This window comes from Gemmatimonadota bacterium, from assembly GCA_022560615.1.
GTDB lineage: Bacteria > Gemmatimonadota > Gemmatimonadetes > Longimicrobiales > Gaopeijiaceae > UBA1138.
Genome location: JADFSR010000001.1, coordinates 295,163 through 321,545 on the forward strand (window position 1 = coordinate 295,163; position 26,383 = coordinate 321,545).

Genomic DNA, 26,383 nt, shown 5'->3' on the forward strand with positions numbered 1-26,383 from the left:
CCACAACGAGTCGTAGTTGTTCGGGCACCGCCGCCGAAGGCGGTGGTCCGAGGAGGAGAAACGACCTCCAAGGCCACGACCCCCCTGCGGCCAACACCATGAGTGACAGTACTTACCGGTTCGTGGGTCACGGTGGCACGGCAACGCAGCCCGCCCCCCTTTCCGATCACACTTTCTAGGACCTACGTGAATGAAGTCTCCCGCACCGTGAGCCCGCGGATGCGATCGAGATCGAGCTCGACGCCCAGACCAACCCCAGTCGGTACCCGCATGACCCCGTCTTCGACCTCGAACTCCGGCGTGACGATGTCCTGCTCCCAGTACCGTCGACTCGCGGAGATGTCCCCCGGAAGAGTGAAACCCGGAAGCGAGGCCAACGCCACGTTGTACGCCCTCCCGACCCCGGACTCGAGCATGCCGCCGCACCAGACCGGCATGCCCCGAGCTCGCATCGTGTCGTGCAGTCGCCGGCTCACGCCGAGCCCCCCCACCCGACCGGGCTTGATGTTCACGATTTGGCAGCTGCCCAACTCCAGCGCGAGCGCCAGATCACCTTCGGACTTGATCGACTCGTCGAGGCAGACCGGCGTGCTGATGCGCTCCCGCAGGCGTGCGTGGTCGAGAAAGTCGTCATACGAGAGCGGTTGTTCGATCATCATCAGATCGAGCGCGTCCAGTTCCTGGAGTCGAGCCACGTCGTCGAGCGTATAGGCCGAATTCGCGTCGGCCATGAACGCAACGTCTGGGAACCGCTCCCGCAGCCCCGCGAGCATCTCGATGTCGCGGCCCGGCTTGATCTTGATCTTCACTCGGGCGTAGCCGTCGTCGAGGTAACCCTCAACACTCTCCTGTAGCTCCTCGTCCGTGGCCTTGAGCCCGATGCTCACACCGACCGGTACGACGTCCCGATCACCGCCCAGTTTCTCGGAGAGTGAGACACCGTCGGCACGCGCCGCGAGGTCCCAGCCGGCCATCTCTACGGCGGCCTTCGCCATGTTGTGGCCGCGCACCCAACGGACGGGAGCCAAGATGTCCTCCGGCGCTTCCGCATCCCGCCCGACGATAGCTGGAAGGATGAACTCCGTGAGCACGTGCCACGCGGTGTCCGTGGTCTCGTAGGAGTAGGCCGGGTCCTCACCCACGACACATTCGCTCCATCCCTCGATGCCCTCTGAGTACAGAGTCAGCAGGAGAATCCGGCGATCCTGCATGCCGCCACTGCTGATCTCGAAGTACTCCTTCAAGCGCAGCGGAATCTGCCGCAGTACCGCACGCTCGATCTTCATCGACGCTCGCCGGCGAGGGCTGGGGTGCTGCCGAGAAGCGAAAAGGCTTCGTCCACCTGTCCCCAGCCCACCCGCATGAGGTACGTCGAGTTCCGGCCGTACGACTTGGCCCCCAGGATGAAGAAGTCGGGCTCGGGGTTTCTGAGCGTGTCGGCACCCTGACTCGTCTGATCCAGGCAGTCCACCGAAGATGACGCGAGTAGCGCCGCCGACAGCTTCATCGGGCCCGACGTCGCCCAGCACTCGTGTACCTGGAGCTGTCGGTAGATCGTGTGATCCCCCACGTAGCCCGTGAGCGCGATGATGCGATCGACCACGACGGTCTCCGTTTCACCAGCCAGGGAGCCGCGAAGGGTCACCTCGATGCCGGCGGAAGTTCGACGCAGCGCCTCGACGGAGCGGCCGAGGCGAACCACGATCCCCGGATCCTCCGCGGTGCCGCTCGTCGCGGCCGAGATCAGGCCACGGGCGTGCGCCGCGAGTGCGGCGCGCTGCGGGAGCGGATCGTTCGCGACCTCCCCGAGCTTCGGCGGCTGGCTTCGGATCGCCCATGTCACTTCGGTGTCAGGGTGCCGGGAGCACAGTTCCGCCAGATCTCGGGCGGCCGTCTGCCCCGAGTAGCCCTCGCCCACCAGCAGGATCCTCTGCCCCGCCCAGTCGGACTCGTTCCCGATGACGTCTGGCAAAATACGGACGATCGAGTCGGCAACGGACCGTTCGCCCGGTGCGTGTATCCCGCTCCTGCCCAAAGCGTTGGGGTTGTGGTAGCTGCCCGTGCAGTCGAGGACCACGTCGGCGAAGACGAGGCTCTCTTCGCCCGCGCGTTCGACCAGAATGCGAAAAGGCGCCTCTCCGCGTTGGGCGGTGCCGATCTCGTCGCTCTTCAACAGCCCGTCGCGACCGATCTCGAGGACACGCGTTCCATAGCGGATGCGCGGAGCGACCTCGGCGAGCTCCGCGATCGGCTGCAGCAGGTCCCACACGAGCTCATGACCCATGGGGCACTGATCCCCGTCGGGGACCGCGATGCCGGCGGCCGCGAGCTGCGCCCCGGCCCTCACGGACACGTTCATCGACCACGGCGTGAAGGTCCGTACGTGCCCCCACGACCGCACGTTGCCAGCCGGCCCGTCCGCCATCTCGAAGATCGTGAAATCGAGCCCAGCCTCCACCGCGGCCAACCCTGCCTCCAGACCCGTAGGTCCAGCCCCGAGGATCAGAATGTGTGTGCGACTCATGTGTCATCCCGGCGCACGAGCAGGTAGTCGGAGATAAGCCCCGCACGCAGCAACTCCCGCACCTCGTAGCCTTCGTTCAGATAGTGCGTGAAGACCGCCCTAGTGGCGCCCCTCCACTGCACGGCCACATCCATAGACCGATCCATGATCTCGACGATGTTCGCGGGAATCGCAACGAGCAGCTGGTCACTCCGGTTCCCGAGGTCGGGAGTGCCCGGGTGAAGGAGCCCATCCACATCATCACCGTGCAACACCCGCTGAGCATCAGGAAAGCCCTCGTGACTCGGTCCAGGCTCCTCGCCGGCAAGTCGGGCGACGACGCGCTCCGTGTTCATGAGCCAATACGCGATGAAGCGATCGGTTCCCACGGCCCGGTGCAGCGGCGAGTCCGTGTCGCCGTACATGTCGCGTTCATACTCGCGGGCGACGATGCCGAGCTTGCTGAAGTTCAGGTATGCGTTGCGCGACTGCAGCGGGTCGAAGGTCCAGTACATCGTCTCGACACCTCGCGCCAAGACCTGCTCGCGCTGGTACGCCTTCAACCGGGTCCCGAGCCCCGTGTCGCGCGCGTGCGCGCGCACGGCGAGCATATCGGACCAATGCACGAGCTTGCCGTCTCGCGGACCGGTCATCCCGAACACGAAGCCGACCAGACACCCGTCCGCATGGTACGCGCCGGCGCATACACCGCCCAGTATCTGAGAGACCTTCAGAATTGCGGGAGGTACTCCCTCCGAGAATCCCTCTCCCCAAGTCTCCTCCTGGAGTTCCACGCAGGCACGATATTCCTCGATCGTGGTGAGCGGTCGGATCTCGAGGTCGGTCGTGCTCCCGGGCGAGCTCATTCCTAGTGTCCTGTCCCAGAAGTTCGGCGAGCACCGAGGGTGCCGAGGCGCCGGCCTGGCAAGGCGCGACGAGGAGGAATAGCAGAGCTATTTTGACGAGGAGCAACGCAGCCAGGGTGAACGCATCGGTGCCCGAATGCCGGCGAACTTCTGGGACAGGGCACTAGCCAGACTCCACCGGGCTCATGAGCAGTTCCGCCAACAGCGCCGCACGTTCGACCAAGCCCTCGATCTCGACGTGCTCGTGTCGCGCGTGGGCGCCGTCCCCCCGGGGACCGAGCCCGTCGAGCGTCGCAGTGAACTGGCTGGTCGTATTTCCGTCGGAGCCACCGCCCGATATGTCTTCGTCTAGATCGATGCCCAGACGGCTTCCCGCCTCAATCGCGGCCCGCCAGAGCAGTCGATTCCGAGCGGTGCGCTCCAGCGGCGGTATCTGGATGCCTCCTTCGATCTCGATCGACGTGCCGGGGGTCAGCGGCTCGAGTCCGCGGATGCTCTTGGCGATCGCCTCTCCATCGGATGCCGACACGATGCGCACGTCGACCTCCGCCTCGGCTCCCGCCGCGATCACGTTCGCTCGCGTGCCACCCCGAACGACGCCGACGTTCACAGTCACCCCACGTTCGAGATCGGTGAGCGCGTGAAGTCGTTGCACGACGTGCATCAACTCATGAATCGCCGAGGCCCCTCCCGTGGGGTCGAGCCCCGAGTGAGCGGCCTTGCCGTGGATCCGCACTTTGAAGCGCCCGACACCTTTGCGGGCTGTCTTGAGGTGGCCGTCCGGGCCCAAGGCCGGCTCGAGCACGAAAGTGCGCACAACATGCTTGGCGATCAGCCGAACGTAGCGCTTCGACTCGGGGCTCCCGGTCTCCTCGTCGGAGTTGATGAACCAGATCGGTGTCGCAGGCGGTTGATGACCGAGGTCGCGCAGCGCGCGCAGCGCGAAGAGACCCTGAACGATGCCGGCCTTCATGTCGAAGGTGCCGGGCCCGCGCACCGTGCCGTTCTCGACGACGACCGGCATCGACTCCAGCGTACCGAGTGGCCAAACCGTGTCCGAGTGCCCGATCAGCAGCTGTGCAGGCCTGCCCCGCTCGCGCCTCTCAGGCACCGCGAACAGGTGCCCACCGGTCTCACGACCGGAGATGTGCCGCACTCGGAAGCCCAGCTCAGACAAGGCCTCGCACAGCTCCGATTGCACCGCCGCCTGGGAAGCCACCACGTCGCTCGGCGACTCCTTGCTCGCCAGCGAGACGAGCATCTCGACCATGGCGTCGCGCTGCCCGGCCAGATACTCGAGGATCGACTGCGCTCGGGCAGAAACATCACTCATGGTGTTGGGCACCACGCCCCTTTTCCGATCACCCTTCTAAGGTCTGGTAGTAGCCGGCGCGCCGATAGCTTTCGTCCAGCAGCTCGACCGGGTGCAACACGCCTTCTCGGGCCCCCTCCATCCGGAGTCCCGCACCGATCTGCATCATGCAGCCCGGGTTGGGCGTCACGACCGCGTCCGCCGCGCAAGCGCGCACCGCCGCCACTTTGTCCCGTCCGATCTCGCCGCCGAGCTCCCGGTGCGTGATGCTGTAGATGCCTGCTCCGCCACAGCATTCGTCCGCCTTCTCGACGATGCGGACCTCGGTGCCCGGTATGGCAGCGAGCACCGCGAGCGGAGGCTGCTCGACGCGCTGGGCATGCAGCAGGTGGCAGGGGTGATCGTACGCCACCGTGCACGTCACTTCCGCGCCGCCCAAAGGCCCCGCATCGGCAAGCAGCTCGGTGACGTCCTTCACCTTGGCAGCGAGCTCGCTCGCTCGCGCTGACATCTCAGGGTCGTTCTCCAACAGCACGCCATAGTCCTTCATGGCGGCACCGCACCCTGCCGTATTCACTGCGATGGCATCGGTATCGACAGCCTCGAAGCAGGCGATGTTCGCCCGCGCGAGGGCCCGCGCCTGTTCGAGGTCCCCTCCGTGGGCGTGTAGCGCACCACAGCAATCCTGACCGCCGACCGGGACCACCTCGTAGCCGTTGGCCTCGAGTGTGCGAACGGTCGCGCGGTTCAGGCGGCTGAAGAGTCCCTCCTGCACACAGCCGATCAACACGGCGACCCGTCCGCGCGAACCCGCCACAACCGGGTTCGCCGGCAGGTCGGCCGAGCCGGTCTTGGCAATACCCAAGGTGCGGAGGCGGCTCCAACCTGCCGTTGAAGCGAGCATCGCGAGTGCGAGCTTCGCGGTCTTGGGTGGTCCCACAGCCGGCATCAGGCGGGCGCCGAGCGACGCAACCCCGAGGCCCCGGATCGACCGACTCGCCATGAAGAAGAGGGCTCGCCGCAATGAGGACGAGAAGACCCAGAGCAGAGCGCGCGTCAGGAAACCGGAGGGACGGTGCTCAGCAACGGTTTCGCGGGCCAGCTCGAGCAGCGCACCGTACTCGACTCCCGAGGGACACACCGGCTCACACGCGCGGCACCCGAGGCATCGATCGATGTGCGTGGCGAACGCGTCGGAGCCGGGGTCGAGCCGCCCTTCGACAACTGCCCTCATGAGGTACAGGCGCCCGCGTGGAGAATCCGCCTCGTCGCCAAGACGGTTGTACGTGGGGCAAGCCGGCAGACAAAACCCGCAGTGCACACACGGGAGCAAGCGATCGCGCTGCTTCTCCAGCGCCTCGGAGAGCGTCGACAATGTATGGCTCAAAGTAGCACACCGCCGGGATCGAAGAGCCGCTTCAACCCGTCGCCGATCTCCCGGGCAGCGGGCGAGAGTGGAGTAGAAAGAGCCGCCGGGCTCGCGTCGATGGGACAACGGTCCACCGCGACGGTACCGCCCAACGCCTCGGCTCCCGCACGTACAGCTTGCACGACATCGCTTGGAGCAACGCCAGAGAAAGCAACCCGTGCGGAGCCTTCGGCAACGTCCGCCACGACTACGCTGTCCACACCCACGAGCGTGCCTCGTATCAGGTCGAGCAATGCGCCTAGCTCCGAGGGCAGCGTACAGGCGTGGAGCAGGACTTCAGCGTCCGCGCCGGCGTCTCGGGTGGTGGCAAGCAATGCCTCTGCCTCCGGCCCCTCTCTCGAAGCGAAGGAGACCCCCGCGTGCGCCTCGAGCATGCGCTGGTCCGCATCGACCGTGTCTTCGGCACCGTGCAGGCGCACCAGCAAGCTCGCGGCCCCGGTCGAGAAAGAGAGCACGATCGACGCAGGAAGCGTCGGTGCGGTCGCGACCGCCCTGGCAGCGGGCACCAGCGCAGCGGGCTCGGCGGCCTCGAGCACGAGCACCCTGTCGACCACCGGCACGGGAAAGAGCCGCACCGTGACCGACGTCACGACCGCGAGACGACCGCGGCTGCCTACCATCGGCTTGATCAGATCAAAGCCCGCGACGTTCTTCACCACGCGGCCACCGAGCCGAAGCGTGCGGCCGTCGCCGCACACGACCGTCATTCCGAGCACGTGATTGCGCACGTGTCCGTAGAGGGCCCACAAGGGCCCGGTCACTCCCGCCACGGCGAGTCCACCCAAGGTGCGGTTTGGCACGTCCATCGGGTCGAACGGGAGCCACTGGCGGTGCTCGCCCGCCACGCCAGCGAGCTCCGCCAGGGGGGTTCCGGCCCCGGCGGTCAGCGTGAGATCCGCAGGCTCGTACATCTCGACTCCGCTCAATCGCGCGGCAGAGAGCACGATGTACGGAAGCTCGGGCCGGCGGTCCCTTAGGTGTGCACCGGTCCCCACCGCGATCACCCCGACCGCGGCGGCGTGCGCCCACGCAAGAAGCTCGACGACTTCTTCGACCGAGCCGGGAGCGACGACCGCGTCCGGTTCCCGCCCAAGCGCGATCCGTGCCGAGCCGCTCGGCGGAAGTTCGAGCGCCTCCGCGGAAACCACGTCGGACAGGGGGGTCGCGCTGCCCACTGTCACGAAATCACGCCAGCCGGCAACTCGCTCGTGCTCGACGTCCGACTCGGAAGCACCTTTCCCGGGTTGAAGAGCTCATCGGGATCGAAGAGTAGCTTCACGGAACGCAGCATCTCCAGTTCCGTCTCGTTGTGCACGAGTGGCATGTAGTCGCGCTTGTCGATGCCCACACCGTGCTCGCCGGTGATCGTGCCGCCCACGTCGACGCACAGCTGCATGATCTCCTTGGATGCGCGCTCCACGCGGTCCAGCTCGTCCGCGTCCTGCCGATCGAATAGGAGGTTGGGGTGCAGATTACCGTCTCCGGCATGGAAAACGTTCGCGATCTTGAGGTCGTAACGCTCACCGATCTGAGCGATGCGTGCGAGCACCTCCGGGAGCTTCGTGCGCGGCACCGTCGCGTCTTGGACCAGCAGATCGGGCGCGATTCGCCCCATGGCGCCGAATGCCTTCTTGCGGGCCGTCCAAAGCGCCGCGCGGTGCTCGGCATCCGTGGCCCTCTGTACCTCGCGTGCACCCTCGGCGATACAACACTCTTCCGCCTTGACCGCGTCCGCCTCGAGACCCGCCTCGGTGCCGTCGAACTCGACGACCAGCGCAGCGGCAGCGTCGACGGGGTAGCCAGCGGCGAAGACACTCGCCTCCAGGGCCCGGATCGTGGCCTGGTCCACGATCTCGATCGCGGCCGGCATGAGACCAGACGCCATGATCGCGGTCACCGCACGCCCCGCGTCCTCCATGGTGTCGAAGATGCCGAGCAAGGTGCGCACGCCCTCCGCGATGGGTAGCAGACGCAACTCGATCTCGGTCGCGATTCCGAAGCAGCCCTCCGAACCGACGAAGAGCCCCACCAGGTCGAGTGACCCGTACGCAGCTCCCGCGGCACCCCCGAGCTGAACGACGCGCCCTCCGGCCAGTACCACGGTGAGTCCCGTGACGTACCGGGACGTGACGCCGTACTTGAGGCAGTGTGGTCCGCCGGAGTTCTCGGCCACGTTGCCACCCAGGGTGCAGGCGCTCTGCGACGATGGGTCAGGCGCGTAGTACAACCCGTGCGGACCGCTCGCCTCCGTGAGGCGTGCGTTGACCACACCCGGCTGCACTCGGGCGAGCCGGTTCTCCGGATCGATGTCCAGGATCCGGTTCATGCGGGCCGTGCCAACGACCACGCCGTTCTCGGTCGCGAGGGCGCCGCCGGACAGTCCCGTGCCCGCACCTCGTGGGACGACCTCGATCCCCTCCGCGTGTAGAGCCTCGACGACGCGGGCGACCTCATCGGTCGAGTTCGGCAGCACCACCGCACGGGGCGTAATCCGATACGCTGTGAGGCCATCGGACTCGTATACGAGCAGGCGATCCGGGTCCGTGATGACGTGCTTCGCCCCGACAATTCCGGACAGGCGACGCACGAGCGCGGAGGGCATAGAGGGTAAAAGCTGGCTCATGCCCGAGCATACCCCGCTCGCAACGGGGGGTGCGATACGGCGCTCTAGCGGTCCCTCACGTATTCCAAGAGCGCGGCCAAACTGCGTCTGGCAGGCTCGTCCATGCCTGGAAGCAGCGACCCTCCGTAGACGATCTCGAGCAACTCCTCGGGGGTCGCGTTCTCGTGCCCGATCAACGCGTGCTCGACCTGTCGGACCCGTATCCGTCGGTGTCTCGCGAAGCGATCGAGCGCCTTCGTCACGTCCTCCAGCGGTGGGCCGTGAGCGGGGTATGCGACGGAGACGTCGAGCTCCCGCAGCCGGTCGATCGAGTCGAAGTAGTCCGCGACACATCCGGGGTACTCGGCGACCCAGGTGGTGTCGCCCCGTCCGAGCAACATGTCCCCGGCAAAAAGCGCGCGCCGCTGAGGCCAATAAAAGCACAAGTGTTCTGCCGTATGACCCGGCGTGTGAACGGCGACGAGCTCCCCGTCGTCGGTCTCGACCACGTCGCCGTCACCCAGGAGGTGGTCGACGTGCTCCACACCCTTGGGACCCCACACCTCCGCACCGATCGCATCCGCCAACGAGCGCGTCGCTCCGGCATGGTCACCGTGCCCGTGCGTCAGCACGATCATTCTTGCCGATGCGCCCCGGACGGCCGAAGCCAAGGCCCGGACGTGATCTTCCACGTCCGGACCCGGATCGATCACTGCAACCCTGTCCTTCCCTACCAGGAAGGTGCGGGTCCCATCGAGCGTAAAGGCGCTCGCGTTACCCGCGTTCAGGTAGGTCGCCTGCTCCGTCGCAGTGACTCCTACCGACGCTCCGCGGCGAGCTGCTCCGCGAGTTTGTCCGCAATGCTGATGAGCGCCATCTCGTCTTCCTCGGTGAACGCGGCCTTATCGTCCGAGTCGATATCGATCTGCCCGAAGATGACCTCACCCGCGCGGATCAGAACCACTAGCTCCGACTGTGTATCGGGCGAGCATACGAGGAAATTCTCCTCGGCGCTCACGTCGGCGATATTGAGGTTGGTCCGCTCGGCGACCGCGCGCCCGCAGACACCCGTGCCCACCGGGATCTTCGCGTGGTCCGTGCCAGAACCCATGTAATTGTGAAGCCACAGTTCCTGCTCGGCCTCGTTGAGCAGATACACACCGACCCAGTTGAAGCGGTCATCGGCCGCGTCGATCGAGCGCACTGCTTTGCGGAGCAGCGCGTCCGAGAGGTAACCCTCCTCCCGCATCTCTTGTAGGGCCAGCACCACTTCTGCACTATCCAAAGCCATTCTGTCGCATCCATGAGAACGTCACACCCACTGCAGCGCGGTCCCGCGTGGGCTTCCTGCAAGAACCCCGATCGTCAGCGTCTCTCAGGGCGAGAGGATCCCGCGGTCCCAACGACAGAGGCACGAAGGGTAGAGAAGGGGGATCGGAGCGTCAATTACCGCGGCGTGAAGTCGGTTTTCGGTGTCAGCCGACGGATGAACGCGGCGATGAGGCGCGCCGAGTTGAAGAGATCCTCGATGCTGATGATCTCGTTCGGTGAGTGCATGTAGCGGTTCGGGACCGATACGAGGCCCGTCGGCACGCCCGCGCGCGTGAGGAAGATCCCGTCCGCGTCAGTGCGTGTCGCTTTGGGCGACGCCTGGATCGTGTAGGGGATTCCCTCGTCCTCAGCCACGGACGCCAACATCTCGAAGACGCCGTCGTGCGCAGCCGAACCGCGGCTGAGCACCGGACCGCCACCGAGCTTGTGGTCGCCCAACTCCTTCTTTTCCAGGTCTGGGACGTCGGTACTGAACGTCACGTCCACGACGATCGCGACATCGGGCTCGAGCGCGTACGCACTGGGCATTGCGCCACCTCCCGCGGACCCGATTTCCTCCTGTACGGTGGCCACCGCAGTCGCACACGCGGCGGGCGGATCGGCGGAAAGCATACGGATCGCCTCCAGCACTACGAACGCCCCGATGCGGTCATCGATGGCGCGACTCGCGATCCTGTCTCCGGCAAGGCGCACCATCCCCTGGGACATGACCATGGGGTCGCCGACCCGGATGCCCAGTTGGCCGATTTCGTCTTTGGAGGACGCGCCCACGTCGACCCATAGCTTCTTCGTCTCCGACGCCTTGGTGCGGTCCTCGGGGTCCATGAGGTGGATCGCCTTCTTGCCGATCACACCGGCAACGTCGCCGTCCTTGCTCAAGATCGTGACGCGCTGACCGACGAGCACCTGCGGATCCCACCCGCCGATCGCAGCGATGTATACGAAGCCATCATCGTCGATGTGAGTGATCTGCAAACCGATTTCATCGATGTGTCCCGCAAGCATGACTCTCGGACTTCCCGATGAGTTCACCACCGCGAACGAGTTGCCCGTAACGTCCGTGTGCACGGTGTCCGCAAAGGTCTCAGCGTCCTCGCGCCAAACGCGAGCCGCGCGGACTTCGAAGCCGGAAGGCCCGGCGGCGTCGAGAAGCCGCTCGAGGAAGGAGATGTCGTGACTCATGGGAATCCGGACGGAATGAGTTGAGGGGGGGAACCTATGGGGAGGCTACTGAAGCGGCCAAGGCTCCCTTATGCGAACTTCAAGCTTGCTCGCACCCGCCCGCGTACTCCACGTTCACCGCTCTGCGACCGTAGGAGGCGACGATGGACGAGAAGCGAGACCGCCAGGCCATGACCTTGGGCCGCCGTGAGTTCGTGAAGCTCGGTGGACTGGGAGCCGCTGCCGCCGCCACGGTCGGGACCGCGGCCTGTGCTCCCGACACCGCGGCAAACACCGCGGCAATGCGTGGCGCCGACGACGCCCCGTGGTGGACCACTGAGACCTTCGAGTTGGAAGAAGCCACCTTCGCGGGCCTTCTGGACGACATGGCGTCGGGCCGCCGCTCTGCGGTCGAGATCACGCAGCTCTATCTGGACCGTATCGCCGCCGTGGACCGCGAGGGTCCGAAGCTTCGCGCGATCATCGAGACAAACCCTGACGCACTCGACATCGCCCGTCAGCTCGACGAGGAACGGGCGGGCGGGAGCCTCCGTGGCCCCCTGCATGGCATCCCGATCGTGGTGAAGGACAACATCGACACCGCGGACCGCATGACGACCACAGCCGGTTCGTACGCACTCGAGGGCCACGTCGCCGCTCAGGACAGCCACGTCGCCGCGCAGTTGCGGGAAGCGGGCGCCATCATTCTGGCCAAGGCGAACCTCTCCGAGTGGGCCAACTTCCGCTCCACTGAGTCGACGTCGGGCTGGAGTGGTCGCGGCGGTCAGTGCGGGAACGCGTACGCCGTCGACCGGAACCCGTGCGGCTCATCCGCGGGGTCGGGTGCCGCCACCTCGGCCAACCTGTGCGCCGGCTCGATCGGTACCGAGACCAACGGCTCGATCGTGTGCCCATCCTCCCTCAATGGCGTCGTCGGGCTGAAGCCCACAGTGGGCCTCGTCGGCCGCTCGGGTATCATCCCCATCTCCCACACGCAGGACACGGCGGGCCCGATGGTGCGCACGGTGGCGGACGCGGCAGCGATGTTGACCGCGCTGGCGGGGCCCGACCCACGTGATCCCATGAGCCAAGCATCCGCCCCATTCGCCGGCACGGACTACACGTCGTTCCTCCACTCAGACGCCCTGCAGGGGGCGCGCATCGGCGTCGAACGCAGCTACTTCGGGCAGGACCGGCACCGCGACGACCTCATGGAGCAGGCGATCCTCGACATGGCGGCCGCGGGCGCGAGCATCGTCGACCCCGCCACACTCGACAACCGCAGCCAGTACAATGCTCCCGCGTATCAGTTGATGCTCTATGAATTCAAGGCGGACTTGCGGGCGTACTTCTCAACTGTCTCGCCGGAGCTCGGCATGCGCACCCTCGAGGACCTGATCGCGTTCAACGAGGCGAATGCCGACCGGGAGATGCCATATTTCGGTCAGGAGATTCTCATCGCTGCCAACGAAATGGGACCGCTTACCGACCCGGAGTATCTGGGCTTCAAGGAAACCGCCCGGCGTCTATCGCAAGAAGAAGGCATCGACCGTCTCATGGAGGAGCACCAACTGGACGCGATCGTGGCGGCGACCACACGTGCCGCTTGGAAGACAGACCTGATCAACGGAGGTCTGTCGAGCCTGGGTTCCTCCAGCCCCGCGGCGATCTCGGGATATCCGAGCATCACGGTGCCGATGGGCTCGGTGCGCGGGCTGCCGATCGGGATGCTCTTCTTCGGCCGCGCCTGGAGCGAGGGCAGGCTGATCCAGCTCGCGTATTCCTACGAGCAAGCCACGCGGCACAGAAGGCCAGCGAGGATGCTGCCGACGCTAGACCTGCGGAACGCATAGCCCCCCCTCCGGCGCGAGCAGGCTCGGCTACTCCTTCGGCTCGACGACGATGCCCTTCGAGGGATCCATCTCAGGTCCCTGTCGCGGATCCACGCCACCGAACCCCAGGCCGGGCCCCATCGCCACGACCCTGATCGAGCCGTCCGCGATCTGCTGCTCGAGCCGCTTCTTCAACCGCCTTTGAATCCATCGTCGGCTCAGAGGAAAGAGTAGCGAAAAGCCGAGCAGGTCCGTAAGCACCCCCGGCGTGAGCAGAAACGCGGCACCGACCAGGACCGACGCACCGTCGAGCATCGCTTGGCCCGGCAGCCGACCCTGGGCCAACTCCTCTTGGAACTGAAAGAGTACACGCAGACCTTCGGCTCGCGCCATCGCGGCTCCACCGATACCGGTCGCGACGACCAGCGCCAGGGTCGGCATGAGCCCAATGAACTGCCCGAGCTGGATGAGCAGCATCAACTCGATGATGGGGACGACGACGAAGAGAAGAGCCAGACGGCCAAGAGTGGTCATGCAAACCACTACCCGCCTGAGGACCGGCGGGGTTCAAGACCCGCGATGAACTTGTGTGCAGGACTCGGGACCGGGCTCGGGCACAAGGGGTACGCTCGAGTGTGAACTCTCTAGCCTCAAGGGCCTCAGGGGGGAATCGACGGATGGAGCAGACATACTTCCGCAAAGGCTTCGGGCTCAGGAAAGAGCTCAGGCCGGTCATCGACGCCGAATTCAAATCGGCGTTGGTCGAGCAGATCCGATCAAACGGGAACAGGGGCCAGTTTGGGGATGTCTCCATCAGGCTCGCGAACAAGTTCGGCTTCTGCTACGGCGTCGATCGGGCCGTCGACTACGCCTACGAAACTGTGCACAACTTCCCGGAGAAGAAGATCTATCTGGTCGGTGAGATCATCCACAATCCATATGTGAACCAGCGGATGATCGACATGGGGATCTCCTTCATTTACCCCGACGAGTCGGGCATTTTCGACTTCTCCCGAATCACGCCGAAAGACGTTGCCGTCATGCCGGCATTCGGAGTGACTCTTCACGACTTCGATGAGTTGAAGAACATCGGATGCATCCTGGTCGACACGACATGCGGCTCGGTGTTGCATGTCTGGAAGCGGGTGGAGAGCTATGCGAAGGACGGCTTCACCGCAGTCATCCACGGCAAGGACACGCACGAGGAGTCCCGCGCGACCGCCTCGCAGGTGCACAAATTCGACGGCGGCAGGTTCATCATCATCCGTGACATGGATGAATCGAAGCTCATTTGCGATTACATCGCCGACAGGCCCGGCAAGATGTCGCGCGAAGAGTTCATGACCCACTTCGAGAAGAAGGCGTCGGACGGTTTCGACCCTGACGTCGATCTCGAGTTCATCGGCGTGGCCAACCAGACCACGATGCTTGCCAACGAGTCGCTCGCGATCGGCTGGAAGATCCACGAAACGATGGTCGAGCGTTTCGGTGACGAGCACGCCGCAACACACTTCCGCTCGTTCGGAACGATTTGCTCGGCGACGCAGGAGCGTCAGGACGCGGTCGCCGAGATGATGGAGGACCCGCCCGACGTCATGCTGGTCATTGGCGGTTACAACTCCTCGAACACGAACCACCTCGCGCACCTCTGTGAACAACACACGCGGACGTTCCACGTCGAGGACGCCTCGTGCATCGACATCGAGAAGGGGACGATCCGGCACAAGGTTGGGCTGAGCCCCGACGCACCGCAGATCGTGACCGCGGACTGGCTCCCCGAGGGACCGTTCGTGCTCGGTATCACAGCAGGCGCATCGACGCCCAACAACAAGATCGGTGAGGCGCTCCTGCGAATCTTGACCAGTCGCGGCATCGAGGTCGATCTCCGCGCCGACACGCAAACCGCGTAGCCTCAGCTGGCGGGTCGCGTTACGGTGCCACCACGGCCCCACCACCGATTAGATGTGAATGGGCCTTCCGAGTGCGGCGAGTGCTCCTTCGGCTACGGCTTCCGACAACGTGGGGTGCGGGTGCATCGCCTTCTCGAGCTCCTCGACTGTCGACTCCAGGTGACGGCCCACGACGAACTCAGCGATGAGCTCTGTGGCGTGCGGTCCCACGATGTGGGCCCCCAGAATCTCCGAGTACTTCTTGTCGCGGACGACCTTCACGAAACCCTCGGCGTGGCCCCCCGCTACCGCGCGCCCGTTGGCGACAAATGGGAATTTTCCCACCGCGACATCGTATCCCTGTTCCTTGGCCTGCTCCTCCGTCAGCCCCACGGAAGCAACCTCCGGATGGCAGTACGTACAGTTCGGCACGTTGCCGTAGTCGACGGTGCCATGACCCTGTCCCGCGATGTGCTCGACGCAGACGATGCCTTCGTGGCTCGCCTTGTGGGCGAGAAGCTGGCGCCCGGCCACGTCGCCGAGCGCGTAGACGCCCGGCGTGGTGGTCATGAGTTGCTCATCGACCACGATGAAGCCCCCATCGTCGAGCTTGACTCCGGCGGCGTCGAGGCCGACGTCTTCTGAATTCGGCACGCGCCCAACCGCGGAAAGCACGTATTCAACCTTGAGCGTCTGCTCTTCACCCTTCTTATCCTTGAACGTGACCTTGACACCGTCCGCCTCGATCTCGGCCTTCTGGAAAAAGGAGCCGGTGTAAATGTCGATGCCGCGCTTCTTGTACAGACGCTCCATGAAGTTGGAGATCTCGGCGTCTTCGAGCGGCAGAATCCGATCGAGCGCCTCGACGACGGTGACCTTGGTGCCGTAGGAATCGTAGATGTCGGCGAATTCCACGCCGATCGCTCCAGCGCCTACGATGAACAGCGACTCGGGTGCCCTTTTCTGCATGAGCGCCCCGGTCGACGACCAGATGCGGTCCTCGTCGATCTTGAGCACAGGCAGGTCCCGCGGGCGCGAACCGGTAGCGATGATCACGTTGGCGGCCTCGTAGACGGTCTTGGAGCCGTCATGCGCCTCGACCTCGACCTTTCCGGCGCCCTTCAGGCGGCCGTGGCCGGGCAGATGCGTGACCTTGTTCTTCTTGAAGAGATGGACGATGCCCTTCGCCATCTGCTCCGCGACGCGACGGCTACGCTCCTGCGCGGGAGCGAGATCGAAGGTCACATCCTTGGCTATGATGCCGTGCTTCTCCGCGTCCTTCATCTCATTGACCAAGAATGCACTCGAGAGCAACGCCTTCGTTGGAGTACAACCGACGTTCAGGCAGACGCCGCCTAACTCCTCCGCCTCGACGCAGGCCGCGTTCATACCGAGTTGAGCGGCCCGAATCGCAGCTACATAGCCGCCCGGGCCACTCCCGATGACGATTAGGTCGAAGCGTCCGCTGTTGTCGCCAGCCACGTGGTTCCTCACTGTATGAAAGGGGCCTGGAGCAGGCCCTGACGGGCGGAAATCGTGGGGATCACGAAGGTAGAACAGCCGGGTCGAAGGGTAAAGGTGAGCAACCGGCCCGCTGAAGAGAGCCGCGACGAGGCCCGTAACCCAGTGGACGTCAGGGAATGCGCGCTTCACCCTCGGACGGGGCCGCACCTAAGATCGGACCTGAGTTCGGGGCGATAGGGCACCTGGGGACAGCCTCGTGGACTGGGGGTTACGGCGCCGCCGAAGACGCGGCCAGGGTCACAGAAATAGAAGGCGGATTCTAGTTTGAGTCGATGACACCCCTGATGAGCAGCGGCCAGCGCTCGCTGCATACGACCGGCAAGCTCAGTTCCCCAGGATCGGCTGGAGGACTTCGAGTCGGCCGTCGATATCCGGGTTCGGCGTCAATCCCAGTACGCTCGCGAGAAAGGGATAGACGTGAATCGACTCGAAGACGTCAATCGTCTGTCCTCCGGCGATCCCGGGGCCCTGTGCCAGGAAGATGCCGCCCATGCCCAGGAACGCATTATCCCAGCCGTGGTTGAAACCATCGCTGTCTGGCACGCGGTCGGGAGTGACGACCGACCTCCCTGCTGCGGCCACGATCACGATGTCGCCCACCCGTGGATCGGCACTGTAGTGGAGCCGCTCCGGCACATCGGCCCGCAGATAGACCCCGTTCTCGGGCATCGTCGCCGCGATCGAGTCACGGACTGCGGCAGCCCGCTCCGCGCCTCCTTCATCGACGTACAGACTAGCGTATGGGCCTGCCTGGCCTAGCCGGACACCCGGATAGAGCTCCATGTCGAGCACATCGGCGCGGTCCGCGCTTTGGCTCATCATGCCGTGATCCGAGACCAGCACTACGAAGACGTCGTTCGCATGGGGCAAAAGAGCGATGCCGTCGAGTAGCCGGCCGAGATTCGCGTCCACGGTCGCGACCGCGTCTCCAACCCCAGAACTACCCGGGCCGAAGTCGTGACCCGCGTTGTCGACATCTTCGAAGTACAACGTGATCATGTGCGGCCGATTCTCGAGCGGCATGCCGAGCCACGTGAGCACCTGGTCGACACGGGTGTTGTTCGGGATCGAGGCATCGAACCGATTCCAATACGTGGGCTGAACGCCTTTCACGGGCGCTTCCGAGCCGACGAAAAAGAACGAAGCGGCGATCATGCCCTGCTGCTCCGCCGTGACCCAGATCGGTTCACCTCGGTAGAAGCCGCCGTCCTCGACGGCCACTCGGTTCCCGATGCTATACCACGCCTGCTTGTCCTGAGCCCAGAACGTGTTGCCCACTAGTCCGTGGCTCTCCGCGTACATCCCGGTCGCGATGGAGTAGTGCGAGGGAAACGTTTTCGTGGGGAAAACGGGGGTCATCCGCTCGGCGCGAACCCCGGCGGCCGCGACCCGGTCGAAATTGGGCGTCGCGTATAGGTCCTGGTAGTCCCATCGGAAAGCATCGAACGACACGAGCACGACGTAAGGTGCACTGTTGTGCGCCTCGGCATTCTTCGGGGTCGTGTCGGACTCGACGGGTTGGTCGGTCGTGGTCGCCGGGCTACCGCCACACGCGGCGACCGTGAGCGCGAGGGAACCGAGAATCGCCAAGAGGCGGGAGCGGTGCATTTTGGTCACGGTGGGAGTCGAACGACGACGGCGTAGAATAGCGACCCATCGCCTGGTCGCCTACCTGAATCCAAGTCGCGGCCCCGAGTTTGGTCACCTTTCGGATGGTGCCGCGTACCCGGATGTCGCTTTGGGCCGGTACCGGAGTTTGCGAGCCAGAACAGGAGTAGGAGCGAGTGCGCTAGCGCTCCCACACGATCCGGCCGCCCACGACGGTCAGGTCTACCCGCATCGTCTCGAGGCAGGGATCCGCACACGTCAGGTAGTCCTCGGCGGTAACCGCGAGGTCGGCCAGCTTCCCGACCTCGAGCGTGCCCTGCTCGTCCTCCGCGAACGTGAGGTAGGCGTAGCCCTCCGTGGCCGCCCGAAGCGCCTCCAAGCGCGTCACTCGTTGGTCGGCGCCGACCACACCCCCACTGATCGTCTCTCGGGTGGTGAAGTGGTGGAGGACCCACCACGGGTCGTACGGCACGACCGGTGAGTCCGTACCGAGCGAGACCGGGATGTCGGCGTCGATATACGCCCGAAGAGGCGTCGTCCAAGCGGCTCGCTCTCCTCCCCAGTACTCGACGAGGCTCGGCGCGGCGACATACAGATGATTCTGCGCAGAAACGGCCAGACCGAGTGCGCGCATCCTCGGGAACTGGTCCGCGCGCGGGATGAAGCCGTGCTCGATCACCCAGCGGAGTCCCGCAAGCGGCGCATCGGCGTTCGCGGCCTCGTACGCGTCGAGCACGAGGTCGATCGCGGCGTCGCCCACCGCATGCGTCGCGACACGCCAGCCCTGGGAATGAAGCGCGAGCACGGTCTCGATGAACGGCTCGCGCCTCACAGTCTGGAGACCGTAGAAGGTGCCGCCCTCACCCCACGGCTCCTCGTACGCTTCACGCATGAGCCCACCCTCGAAGCCACCGTCCACCCCGAGTTTCACGCCGCCGATCCTCAGCCAGGCGTCGCCCTCACCGGGAGTCGGCCATCCGTCCAGGGCCTGAGCAAGCGCCTCCGGCGAGCCGGGGGCACGCAATAGGAACTCCACCCGGATGTTCAGGCGACCGGCCTCCTTCAGTTGCTGCAGCGCGCCGTACTGGCCGAGGGAGCCACCCGGGTAGCGGATGCTCGTCATGCCTCGACTGTTGAGCGTGCGGTGGGACTCGGCGAGCACGTCGAGCATGGCGGCGGGAGTTGGGCGCGGCCTCGGCGGCAGCGCCACGAGGCCCTTGGCCCGATCGACCAGCTCCCCGTTCAGCCGACCGTCCGCGTACCGCCCGATGCGGCCCCCCGTCACAGGCGGCGTCGATTCGTCAATGGCCCATCGGGCGAGCGCAGAGCTGTTGAGGATGTACTCGTGGCCACCCCGCACGACGACGACAGCATGATCCGACGTAGCCCGGTCCAGATCGTCGCGGTACGGGAGCCGGTGCTCGGCGAGCTGACCTTCATGCCAGTCGCTGTTCGTGACGATCACCCCGCCGGCGGGCGTCTCCGCCGCGCGGGCCGAGATCGCGCCGAGAACGTCCGCGAGCGAGCGCGTCTGCGACAGGTCGACGCCCGGTCCGCCTCCGATCCCGTGAAAGTGATTGTCGGCGAGCCCGGGAATGACCGAGCGGCCGTCGAGCTCGACGACACGCGTGTCGGCGCCCACGTAGACGCGGACGTCTGCCGACGATCCCACTGCTATGATGCGCTCGCCCCGAACGGCGATGCCCTCGACGATCCCGGCGTCGGACAGCGTGACGACCGCGCCACCGAAGAGGACGAGGTCGGCGGGGTCGGGGCCACAGGCTGACGCGGACAGCATCACGACCGTCGCCACGCCGAGCGGCACTCGGCGCAAATGACTTTCTCTCATCGCGTCATACTACGTTGCGCCCCTGCACGAGGTCTACAGCAAGATCGCCGTCGGTTCCTCGAGCATGCCCTGTAGCGTTTGCAGGAAGCGCGCGCCCTGCGCTCCGTCGATGACGCGGTGGTCGCAGCTCATCGTGATTCGCATCCGTGGCCGCACCGTGACCTGACCGTCGATGACAACCGGCGTCTCCACGATGCCACCCACCGCCAGGATACCCGACTCGGGCGGGTTGATGATCGCCGTGAATTCGTGGATGCCCAACATGCCGAGGTTGGAGACGGTGAACGTCGAGCCCGTGTACTCGTCGGGCATGAGCTTCTTCTCGCGAGCGCGGCCCGCGAGCTCCCGAACTTCGGCGCTGATCTGCGCGATGCCCTTGGCGTGGGCGTTCTTGATGACCGGCGTGATGAGGCCATCCTCGATCGCGACCGCAACGCCGAGATGCACGGCATTGAAACGGCGGACGAAGTCGTCGTGCCACTGTGCGTTGCAGTTCGGGTGTTGACGCAGCGCCGCCGCGATCGCCTTCAGCAGGATGTCGTTGATCGAGATCCTCATGCCGTCCTTCTCGAGAATCGCGTTGATGCTCTTCCTGGCCTCCATCACGCGGCCCATGTCCACGTCGACGGTGAGGTAGAACGTCGGCACAGGACCGATCGAGGTGACGAGTCGCTTCGCGATCGCCTTGCGCATCTGCGACGTCGGGATGTCCTCGTATTCGGCACCGTCCGGCGCCCACGCAGCGGGCACGGCGACAGGGGCCGCCACTCCAGAAGTCTTCGCGGCCTCCACGTCTCGCTTGACCACTCGGCCGCCTGGACCCGATCCGGGCACGCGCGCAATGTCGACGCCCGTCTCCTCTGCGAGGCGACGGGCCAACGGGGACGCCTTCACACGGCCGCCGTTCTCCGCGGATGCTGGAAGGGTGAGTGGCGTGTCAGGCGTAGCGGCGGGCTCTGCTGCCGCCCCACCACCACTCACACCCTCTATGCCCGATATGTCCTCGTCGGCTCCGGCAATCACCCCGATGACCGCGCCGACCTCCGCCGTACCGCCCGCCGCGAGGAAGATCTTCCGAAGCACCCCCTCACCACGCGCGACGAGCTCCATGGTGGCCTTGTCCGTCTCGATCTCGGCGAGGATGTCGCCGTTTGCGATGTCGTCACCCTCAGCCTTGAGCCACTGGACGAGCTCCCCTTCCTCCATGGTGGGCGACAACGCCTCCATGTGGACCTTGGTCGCCATGTCTATCGCCGTCCTCGGCCCCAGGGGCCGCGTCGGATCTGAATCATCGGTAGAGGACCTTGTGGCACGCCTCGACAACCCGGTCAGCCGAAGGTTTCGCCAGGATCTCGAGGTTCTTGGCGTACGGCATCGGGATGTCGGCTTGCGTCACACGCAGGATCGGTGCGTCGAGGTGGTCGAACGCCTCTTCCTGGATCATCGCAACAATCTGCGCGCCCGTGCCCGCGTACGGCCAACCTTCTTCGAGATACACGACCCGGTTGGTTTTCTTGACCGTCTCGAGGATCGCATCCATGTCGAGAGGGCGAATGGTGCGCAGGTCTAGCACGTCGGCGCCGATGTTGTCCTTGTCGAGCTTCGCGGCAGCCTGAAGCGCGATGTGCACCATTTTGCCGTGCGTGATGATGGAGACGTCCGAGCCCTCGTTCTTCAGGTCCGCCACTCCAAGCGGGATGACGTAATCGTCATCCTCGGGCACCTCACCCCTGACGTTGTACAGCAGCTCACCCTCCATGAACGCGACCGGATCGTTGTCGCGGATCGAGGCCTTGAGCAGCCCCTTCGCGTCTGCGGGCGTTGCCGGCGTGACGACCTTGCAGCCAGGTGCGTGCGAGTAGTAGGTCTCGCACGCCTGCGAGTGCTGGCCGGAGAGCTGTAGCGCGGCGCCGGTCGGTCCACGGAAGACGATCGGTATCGGAAACTGGCCGTCGGACATGTAGTGCATCTTCGTCGCGTTGTTGATGACCTGATCCATCGCCAGGAACGCGAAGTTGAACGTCATGAACTCCACGACGGGACGCAGCCCGGCCATCGCCGCGCCCACACAGAGTCCGGTGAAGCCCAGCTCGCTGATTGGTGAGTCGACGACGCGCTTGTCGCCAAACTCTTCGAGCAAGCCCTTGGATACCTTGTACGCCCCGTCGTACTCGGCGACTTCCTCGCCCATGAGGAAGACGTCTGGATCGCGCCGCATCTCCTCGCGAAGCGCTTCGTTGAGCGCATCCCGGTAGGTCATGACGGCCATTACGGATGAACTCCTACCGTGAGGAACCGCAGGGATGTCATCTCGGCCTTCCGTCGAAGAAGAGACGCCCGTTCTCGTTGATCTCCGCCCAAACGTTCTCATACAGAGAGGAGGGATCGGGTACGGGGGAAGCCTCCGCGAAATCGGCAGCGTCCTGCGCGATCTGGCGGGCCTCGTCGTCCATCTCCTCGAGGCCGGCCTGATCGAGGTGACCCCCGGCAAGGAGCTTGTCACGCAGCATCGCGATGGGGTCGTCTTCCTCTTTGCGGCGCTCGACCTCTTCGGTCGGGCGGTAGGTGCCCGAGACGGGATCGGACATCGAATGACCGCGGAAGCGGTACGTCTGCAGATCCACGAAGCGAGGACCGCCACCACCCCGCACCTCGGCGATCAGCCCACGAAAGTGCGCATACGTGGCGAGCACGTCTTGACCGTTCACTACGCTCGCCGGGACCCCGTGAGGGACTGGCTTGGCGGACATGTCCGTCTTGGAGACTCGGCTGAACGCGGTCCCCATTCCGTACTCGTTGTTCTCGACCACGTAGATTGCCGGAAGCTCCCACACGGCGGCCATGTTCAACGACTCGTGGAATCCGCCCTGGTTCACGGCCGCGTCGCCCATGTAGACGATGACGACCGTGTCTTCGTCGCTGTACCGGATCTTCCAAGCGATGCCGGTCGCGAGCGGCACCTGGCCGCCGACGATGCCGTGGCCGCCCATGAATCGGCACGACTTGTCGTACATATGCATCGACCCGCCCCTGCCGCCGGACGCCCCATCGACCCGACCGAACAACTCGGCCATCACCGCGTTCGCGTGTACACCCTTGGCGATCGCCTGCGTGTGGTCGCGGTACGCGGTGATGACGTAGTCGTCTTCGCGCAGCGGCTTGATGCTGCCCGCGGCCGCACCTTCCTGCCCGATGTGCACGTGGCAAAAACCGCCGATCTTGCCGATCGCGTACGCCTCTTCGGCTTTTTCTTCGAAACGCCGATAGAGCAGCATGTCCCTCAGCAGGTCGAGGGCCAGCTCGGGGCTCACGCCATATTCGCCCAGCACGTCCCTCTTCTTCCCGCCCGTCTTCTTGGTCTTGGTCTCTGCCATTTCAGGAACCCGCGACCGGCCGGCTGGGACGGCCGAGCTCGAGCTGAACGAGGTCCAGCCGCATCTCCGCGGGCGCCTGGATGTCGGCTTCCATCACCGACCGGATCTTGCCCGGTCCCCCCGCCACCACCTCACGCGCTTGCTCTTTGGCGTGATAGCTGGAGCGCACGAGCGGCCCGGACTCGACGTGCTTGAATCCGAACTCCTCTTCACCGATGCGCTTGTAGATCGCGAACTCGTCAGGCGTGACCCACCGCGCTACGGGAATGTGCATCGCAGAGGGGCGCAGATACTGTCCGAGCGTGAGCACGTCGACCGCGGCCTCTCTCAGGTCGGCCATCGCCTGCCTCACCTCGTCGTGCTCTTCACCCATGCCCAGGATCATGCTGGTCTTGGTAATCATCCCCGGATCGAGCCGCTTCACCGCCCCGAGGTACGAGATCGAACGCCAATAGCGTCCGCCCGGCCTCACGTCGGGGTGGAGGCGCTCAACGGTCTCGAGGTTGTGTCCCAAGATCGCCGGCTGGGCATCGACCACGGTCTGGAGCGCGTCCTCATCACCTTTGAAGTCCGGGATGAGCACCTCCACCGAGCATCCGGGAACCGCTCGTTGGATCGAGCGAATCGTTTCGGCAAAGATACCTGCACCGCCGTCCGGTAACTCGTCGCGATTGACGCTCGTGATCACCACGTGCTCCAGCGCCATGCTTGCGACGGTTTCTGCCACGCGGCGCGGTTCGTCGGTATCGAGCTTCGTCGGCAGTCCGTGCGCGACACCGCAGTACTTGCACGCTCGCGTACAGACGTCGCCGAGGATCATGAACGTGGCCGTGCCGGCCTCCCAGCACTCGCCGATGTTCGGACAGCTCGCCTCCTCACAGACGGTGTGAAGGCCCTGCGACCGCATCTTCTTCTGCAACCGCAAGTAGTTGGGGCCTCCCGGCGACCGAACCTTCAACCAATGCGGCTTCCGCGACCTGATATCGATCGTCTCGAGGCCCTCATGGGCCCGGATCTTGGAGGTACCCTTCGGCTTTACGAGCCCGGTGTCCTTTCCGGTGGGCGCGTAGCCGTACGGCGTCTCCATCGCGGTCTTGCTCACTCCGTCCTCCAACCCGCGCTGTCGCTGCGCGGCGAACCACAACCGGTTGGCGACGTGGCGTCACCAGACGAAAAGGTCCCCGCAGGTCTGGCGGTTCCACGCATGCTGCAGCGGCGGGACCTCCGTCGGGGAGCCAAAAAAGGTAGCTGCGAGAGGGGTTTGCTTACAAGGGACGGGCCCGGAGATCACCTAGGCTCACTCCAATCTGGTGGCAGCTTGCCTTCCCGAATCGACTTGCGGTACTCGAAGCGGTGCACGATGTGGTCGCGCGCCTCCTCGGGACTATCCGTGACGAGCAAGATGTCGAGGTCGTTCTCGGCGATCTTGCCCTCGATGGCCATCGTCCCGCGCATCCATTCCATCAGCCCGCCCCAATAGTCGGAGCCGAAGAGCACAACCGGGAAGTTGCGCACCTTGTGCGTCTGCATGAGCGTGAGCGCCTCGAAGAGCTCGTCCATGGTGCCGAAGCCACCGGGGAAGATCACGAACGCCTCCGCGTATTTCACGAACATCATCTTGCGCACGAAGAAGTACCGGAAGTCGATCGAGACATCGATGTAGTCGTTGGTATACTGCTCGAACGGCAGCTCGATGTTGCATCCGACGGATCGGGCGCCGGCCTCTTTCGCACCCTTGTTCGCGGCTTCCATCATGCCAGGTCCACCACCGGTGATGATGCCGAAGCCTGCCTCGCCAAGTAGCCGTGCGGTCTCGGTGCACCGTTGATACATCGGATCGCCGCTTTTCGTCCTGGCCGAACCGAAGATCGACACCGCGGGTCCGATTTCGCTCATGCCCTCGAAGCCTTCCACGAACTCGCCCATGATGCGGAATATCCTCCACGCGTCCCGCCCGATCGTCTGCAACTCCTCCACGCTCTCCAGAAGGCGCTCGTCTTCCGTTTGGCGGACGTGCGCATACGGCTGAGGGCTTCGGCTACCGCTGTTCTCGCTCATCGACTGCTCCCGGAGGTTTTGGCAGCCCGTGGGCTGTCAAGGTGGGCGGCGGCCCAGCGGCCGGTTCGCAGCAGCGCGTCACGGTGCTCGTACGCCGGATCCCACCCGAGCTCCTCTCGCACGCGCCCCGAAGGATACGGATTGTCACCGAGCGCGAGCCGCGCCACCCGCGAAATCGGAACATGCCTCGCGCCCGGAGTCGATACACCCACGCGCTCGAGGAACCGGGCGCAGGCACTCACGAGTCGAGCCGGAATCGTTACGAATCTCACACGCCTACCAAGACCCCGCGCCAGGAACTCCAGCAGGTCGCGTTGGGTGAGCGGGTGGTCGAGGCCGAGGTCGTACGTGGTCCCACCGCGGGCCGCCTCCAGGACGCGCCGGAGCACGCCGGCAAGGTTGCCTGCATAGACCGCCGGGACTGTGTTCATGCCTGATCCGAGCAGCGGCACGACCGGCATTCGCAGGATCTTCAGTAACGCAGGCACCATCAGCCGGTCTCGTTCGCCGTAGATCGCGCTCGGTCGCACGATCGAAACGGGGAGGCTCTGAACGCGTTCGATGCCTCGTGCCACTTCCTCGGCTTCTCGCTTCGAGCGGGCGTACAGGTCACTCGCCGGAATGATCGAGTCGATGGGGGTGTCCTCGTCCACTGGCCTTTCGGCCGGACCGTAGACGGCAACCGATGAGACGTAGAGCGCGTGCCCCACGCCCGCCTGGACCGCAGCAGTCAGCACGTTACGTGTCCCATCCACGTTCACCGCCCGTACTTCGGGCCACGTGCCAACGGAATACACGAGGGCCGCACTGTGCACGACATGCGTGCAGCCTTCCATGCCGGGAGCCAGCATGCCGGCGTCGTCGAGAACGTCGCCCTCGACCAACTCACACTCGGCCTCCTCCAGAGGGAGAGTGTCGGCGTCCGGGCGGTGAAGTGCGACCACCTCATGCCCCTGACTTCTCAGTTCCGACGCGAGGTGGGACCCGAGGAGCCCCGTCCCTCCTGTCAGATAGACGCGCATGTGGTTGGGAGAGCCCCTTGGT

22 protein-coding genes are annotated in these 26,383 nt (G+C 65.1%); 2 read left to right on the forward strand and 20 right to left on the reverse strand.

Features of this window, described 5'->3' with window-relative positions; genetic code table 11:
• Positions 1–182 precede the first annotated feature (182 nt).
• From menC to IIB36_01405, 10 genes are all read right to left on the reverse strand, one after another.
• On the reverse strand, positions 183–1,286 hold the full coding sequence (gene menC / locus IIB36_01360; protein ID MCH7530394.1) for an o-succinylbenzoate synthase: 1,104 nt from the start codon (positions 1,284–1,286) through the stop codon (positions 183–185).
• Entirely contained in the window at positions 1,283–2,524 is a 1,242-nt protein-coding gene (locus tag IIB36_01365; GenBank protein ID MCH7530395.1) for an FAD-dependent oxidoreductase, read from the reverse strand. The genes menC and IIB36_01365 overlap by 4 nt, the downstream gene beginning before the upstream one ends.
• Positions 2,521–3,369 (reverse strand): hypothetical protein, encoded by an 849-nt coding sequence (locus IIB36_01370; GenBank protein MCH7530396.1) that lies wholly within the window; start codon positions 3,367–3,369, stop codon positions 2,521–2,523. The genes IIB36_01365 and IIB36_01370 overlap by 4 nt, the downstream gene beginning before the upstream one ends.
• Positions 3,370–3,532: 163 nt before the next feature.
• The gene (locus tag IIB36_01375) at positions 3,533–4,702 is read right to left on the reverse strand and encodes a M20 family metallopeptidase (GenBank protein MCH7530397.1); all 1,170 of its coding nucleotides are present in this window, start codon (positions 4,700–4,702) and stop codon (positions 3,533–3,535) included.
• A gap of 28 nt (positions 4,703–4,730) precedes the next feature.
• A complete protein-coding gene (locus tag IIB36_01380) occupies positions 4,731–6,056 on the reverse strand; it encodes a 4Fe-4S dicluster domain-containing protein (protein ID MCH7530398.1) in 1,326 nt (441 codons plus the stop codon).
• A gap of 8 nt (positions 6,057–6,064) precedes the next feature.
• Positions 6,065–7,291 (reverse strand): FAD-binding protein, encoded by a 1,227-nt coding sequence (locus tag IIB36_01385; protein ID MCH7530399.1) that lies wholly within the window; start codon positions 7,289–7,291, stop codon positions 6,065–6,067.
• The gene (locus IIB36_01390; GenBank protein ID MCH7530400.1) at positions 7,288–8,712 is read right to left on the reverse strand and encodes an FAD-binding protein; all 1,425 of its coding nucleotides are present in this window, start codon (positions 8,710–8,712) and stop codon (positions 7,288–7,290) included. Before IIB36_01390 ends, IIB36_01385 begins: the two co-directional genes overlap by 4 nt.
• A 65-nt stretch (positions 8,713–8,777) precedes the next feature.
• The gene (locus tag IIB36_01395; GenBank protein ID MCH7530401.1) at positions 8,778–9,425 is read right to left on the reverse strand and encodes an MBL fold metallo-hydrolase; all 648 of its coding nucleotides are present in this window, start codon (positions 9,423–9,425) and stop codon (positions 8,778–8,780) included.
• A 104-nt stretch (positions 9,426–9,529) separates the two neighbouring features.
• Positions 9,530–10,003 (reverse strand): GAF domain-containing protein, encoded by a 474-nt coding sequence (locus tag IIB36_01400; protein MCH7530402.1) that lies wholly within the window; start codon positions 10,001–10,003, stop codon positions 9,530–9,532.
• 155 nt (positions 10,004–10,158) lie between these two features.
• Positions 10,159–11,226, reverse strand: a complete 1,068-nt coding sequence (locus tag IIB36_01405; GenBank protein MCH7530403.1) for a M42 family metallopeptidase — start codon at positions 11,224–11,226, stop codon at positions 10,159–10,161.
• Positions 11,227–11,402: 176 nt separating this feature from the next.
• Here IIB36_01405 and IIB36_01410 point away from each other — a divergent pair, with 176 nt between their 5' ends.
• Positions 11,403–13,058 carry an amidase gene (locus tag IIB36_01410; GenBank protein ID MCH7530404.1) on the forward strand — a complete coding sequence of 552 codons (1,656 nt, stop codon included), beginning with the start codon at positions 11,403–11,405 and terminating at the stop codon, positions 13,056–13,058.
• Between the two features lie 27 nt (positions 13,059–13,085).
• Here the strand turns inward: IIB36_01410 and IIB36_01415 are convergent, their stop codons facing one another.
• Positions 13,086–13,571, reverse strand: a complete 486-nt coding sequence (locus IIB36_01415; GenBank protein ID MCH7530405.1) for an FxsA family protein — start codon at positions 13,569–13,571, stop codon at positions 13,086–13,088.
• Between the two features lie 143 nt (positions 13,572–13,714).
• On the opposite strand from IIB36_01415, the gene IIB36_01420 reads away from it, so the two are divergent.
• Complete coding sequence (locus IIB36_01420) at positions 13,715–14,947, forward strand: 4-hydroxy-3-methylbut-2-enyl diphosphate reductase (protein ID MCH7530406.1); 1,233 nt, start codon at positions 13,715–13,717, stop codon at positions 14,945–14,947.
• Positions 14,948–14,995: 48 nt separating this feature from the next.
• Here the strand turns inward: IIB36_01420 and lpdA are convergent, their stop codons facing one another.
• From lpdA to IIB36_01465, 9 genes are all read right to left on the reverse strand, one after another.
• Positions 14,996–16,408, reverse strand: a complete 1,413-nt coding sequence (lpdA, locus tag IIB36_01425; protein ID MCH7530407.1) for a dihydrolipoyl dehydrogenase — start codon at positions 16,406–16,408, stop codon at positions 14,996–14,998.
• Positions 16,409–16,774: 366 nt separating this feature from the next.
• Positions 16,775–18,058, reverse strand: a complete 1,284-nt coding sequence (locus tag IIB36_01430) for an alkaline phosphatase family protein (protein MCH7530408.1) — start codon at positions 18,056–18,058, stop codon at positions 16,775–16,777.
• Positions 18,059–18,239: 181 nt separating this feature from the next.
• Positions 18,240–19,907 carry an amidohydrolase gene (locus tag IIB36_01435; GenBank protein ID MCH7530409.1) on the reverse strand — a complete coding sequence of 556 codons (1,668 nt, stop codon included), beginning with the start codon at positions 19,905–19,907 and terminating at the stop codon, positions 18,240–18,242.
• 33 nt (positions 19,908–19,940) lie between these two features.
• A complete protein-coding gene (locus IIB36_01440) occupies positions 19,941–21,152 on the reverse strand; it encodes a 2-oxo acid dehydrogenase subunit E2 (GenBank protein ID MCH7530410.1) in 1,212 nt (403 codons plus the stop codon).
• A 43-nt stretch (positions 21,153–21,195) separates the two neighbouring features.
• Positions 21,196–22,278 (reverse strand): pyruvate dehydrogenase complex E1 component subunit beta, encoded by a 1,083-nt coding sequence (locus IIB36_01445; GenBank protein MCH7530411.1) that lies wholly within the window; start codon positions 22,276–22,278, stop codon positions 21,196–21,198.
• A complete protein-coding gene (gene pdhA, locus IIB36_01450; protein ID MCH7530412.1) occupies positions 22,214–23,281 on the reverse strand; it encodes a pyruvate dehydrogenase (acetyl-transferring) E1 component subunit alpha in 1,068 nt (355 codons plus the stop codon). Before pdhA ends, IIB36_01445 begins: the two co-directional genes overlap by 65 nt.
• 1 nt (position 23,282) lies before the next feature.
• Positions 23,283–24,368, reverse strand: a complete 1,086-nt coding sequence (gene lipA / locus IIB36_01455) for a lipoyl synthase (protein ID MCH7530413.1) — start codon at positions 24,366–24,368, stop codon at positions 23,283–23,285.
• A 200-nt stretch (positions 24,369–24,568) separates the two neighbouring features.
• The gene (locus IIB36_01460) at positions 24,569–25,339 is read right to left on the reverse strand and encodes a TIGR00730 family Rossman fold protein (GenBank protein MCH7530414.1); all 771 of its coding nucleotides are present in this window, start codon (positions 25,337–25,339) and stop codon (positions 24,569–24,571) included.
• The gene (locus IIB36_01465) at positions 25,336–26,361 is read right to left on the reverse strand and encodes an NAD(P)-dependent oxidoreductase (protein MCH7530415.1); all 1,026 of its coding nucleotides are present in this window, start codon (positions 26,359–26,361) and stop codon (positions 25,336–25,338) included. The genes IIB36_01460 and IIB36_01465 overlap by 4 nt, the downstream gene beginning before the upstream one ends.
• Positions 26,362–26,383: the final 22 nt, after the last annotated feature.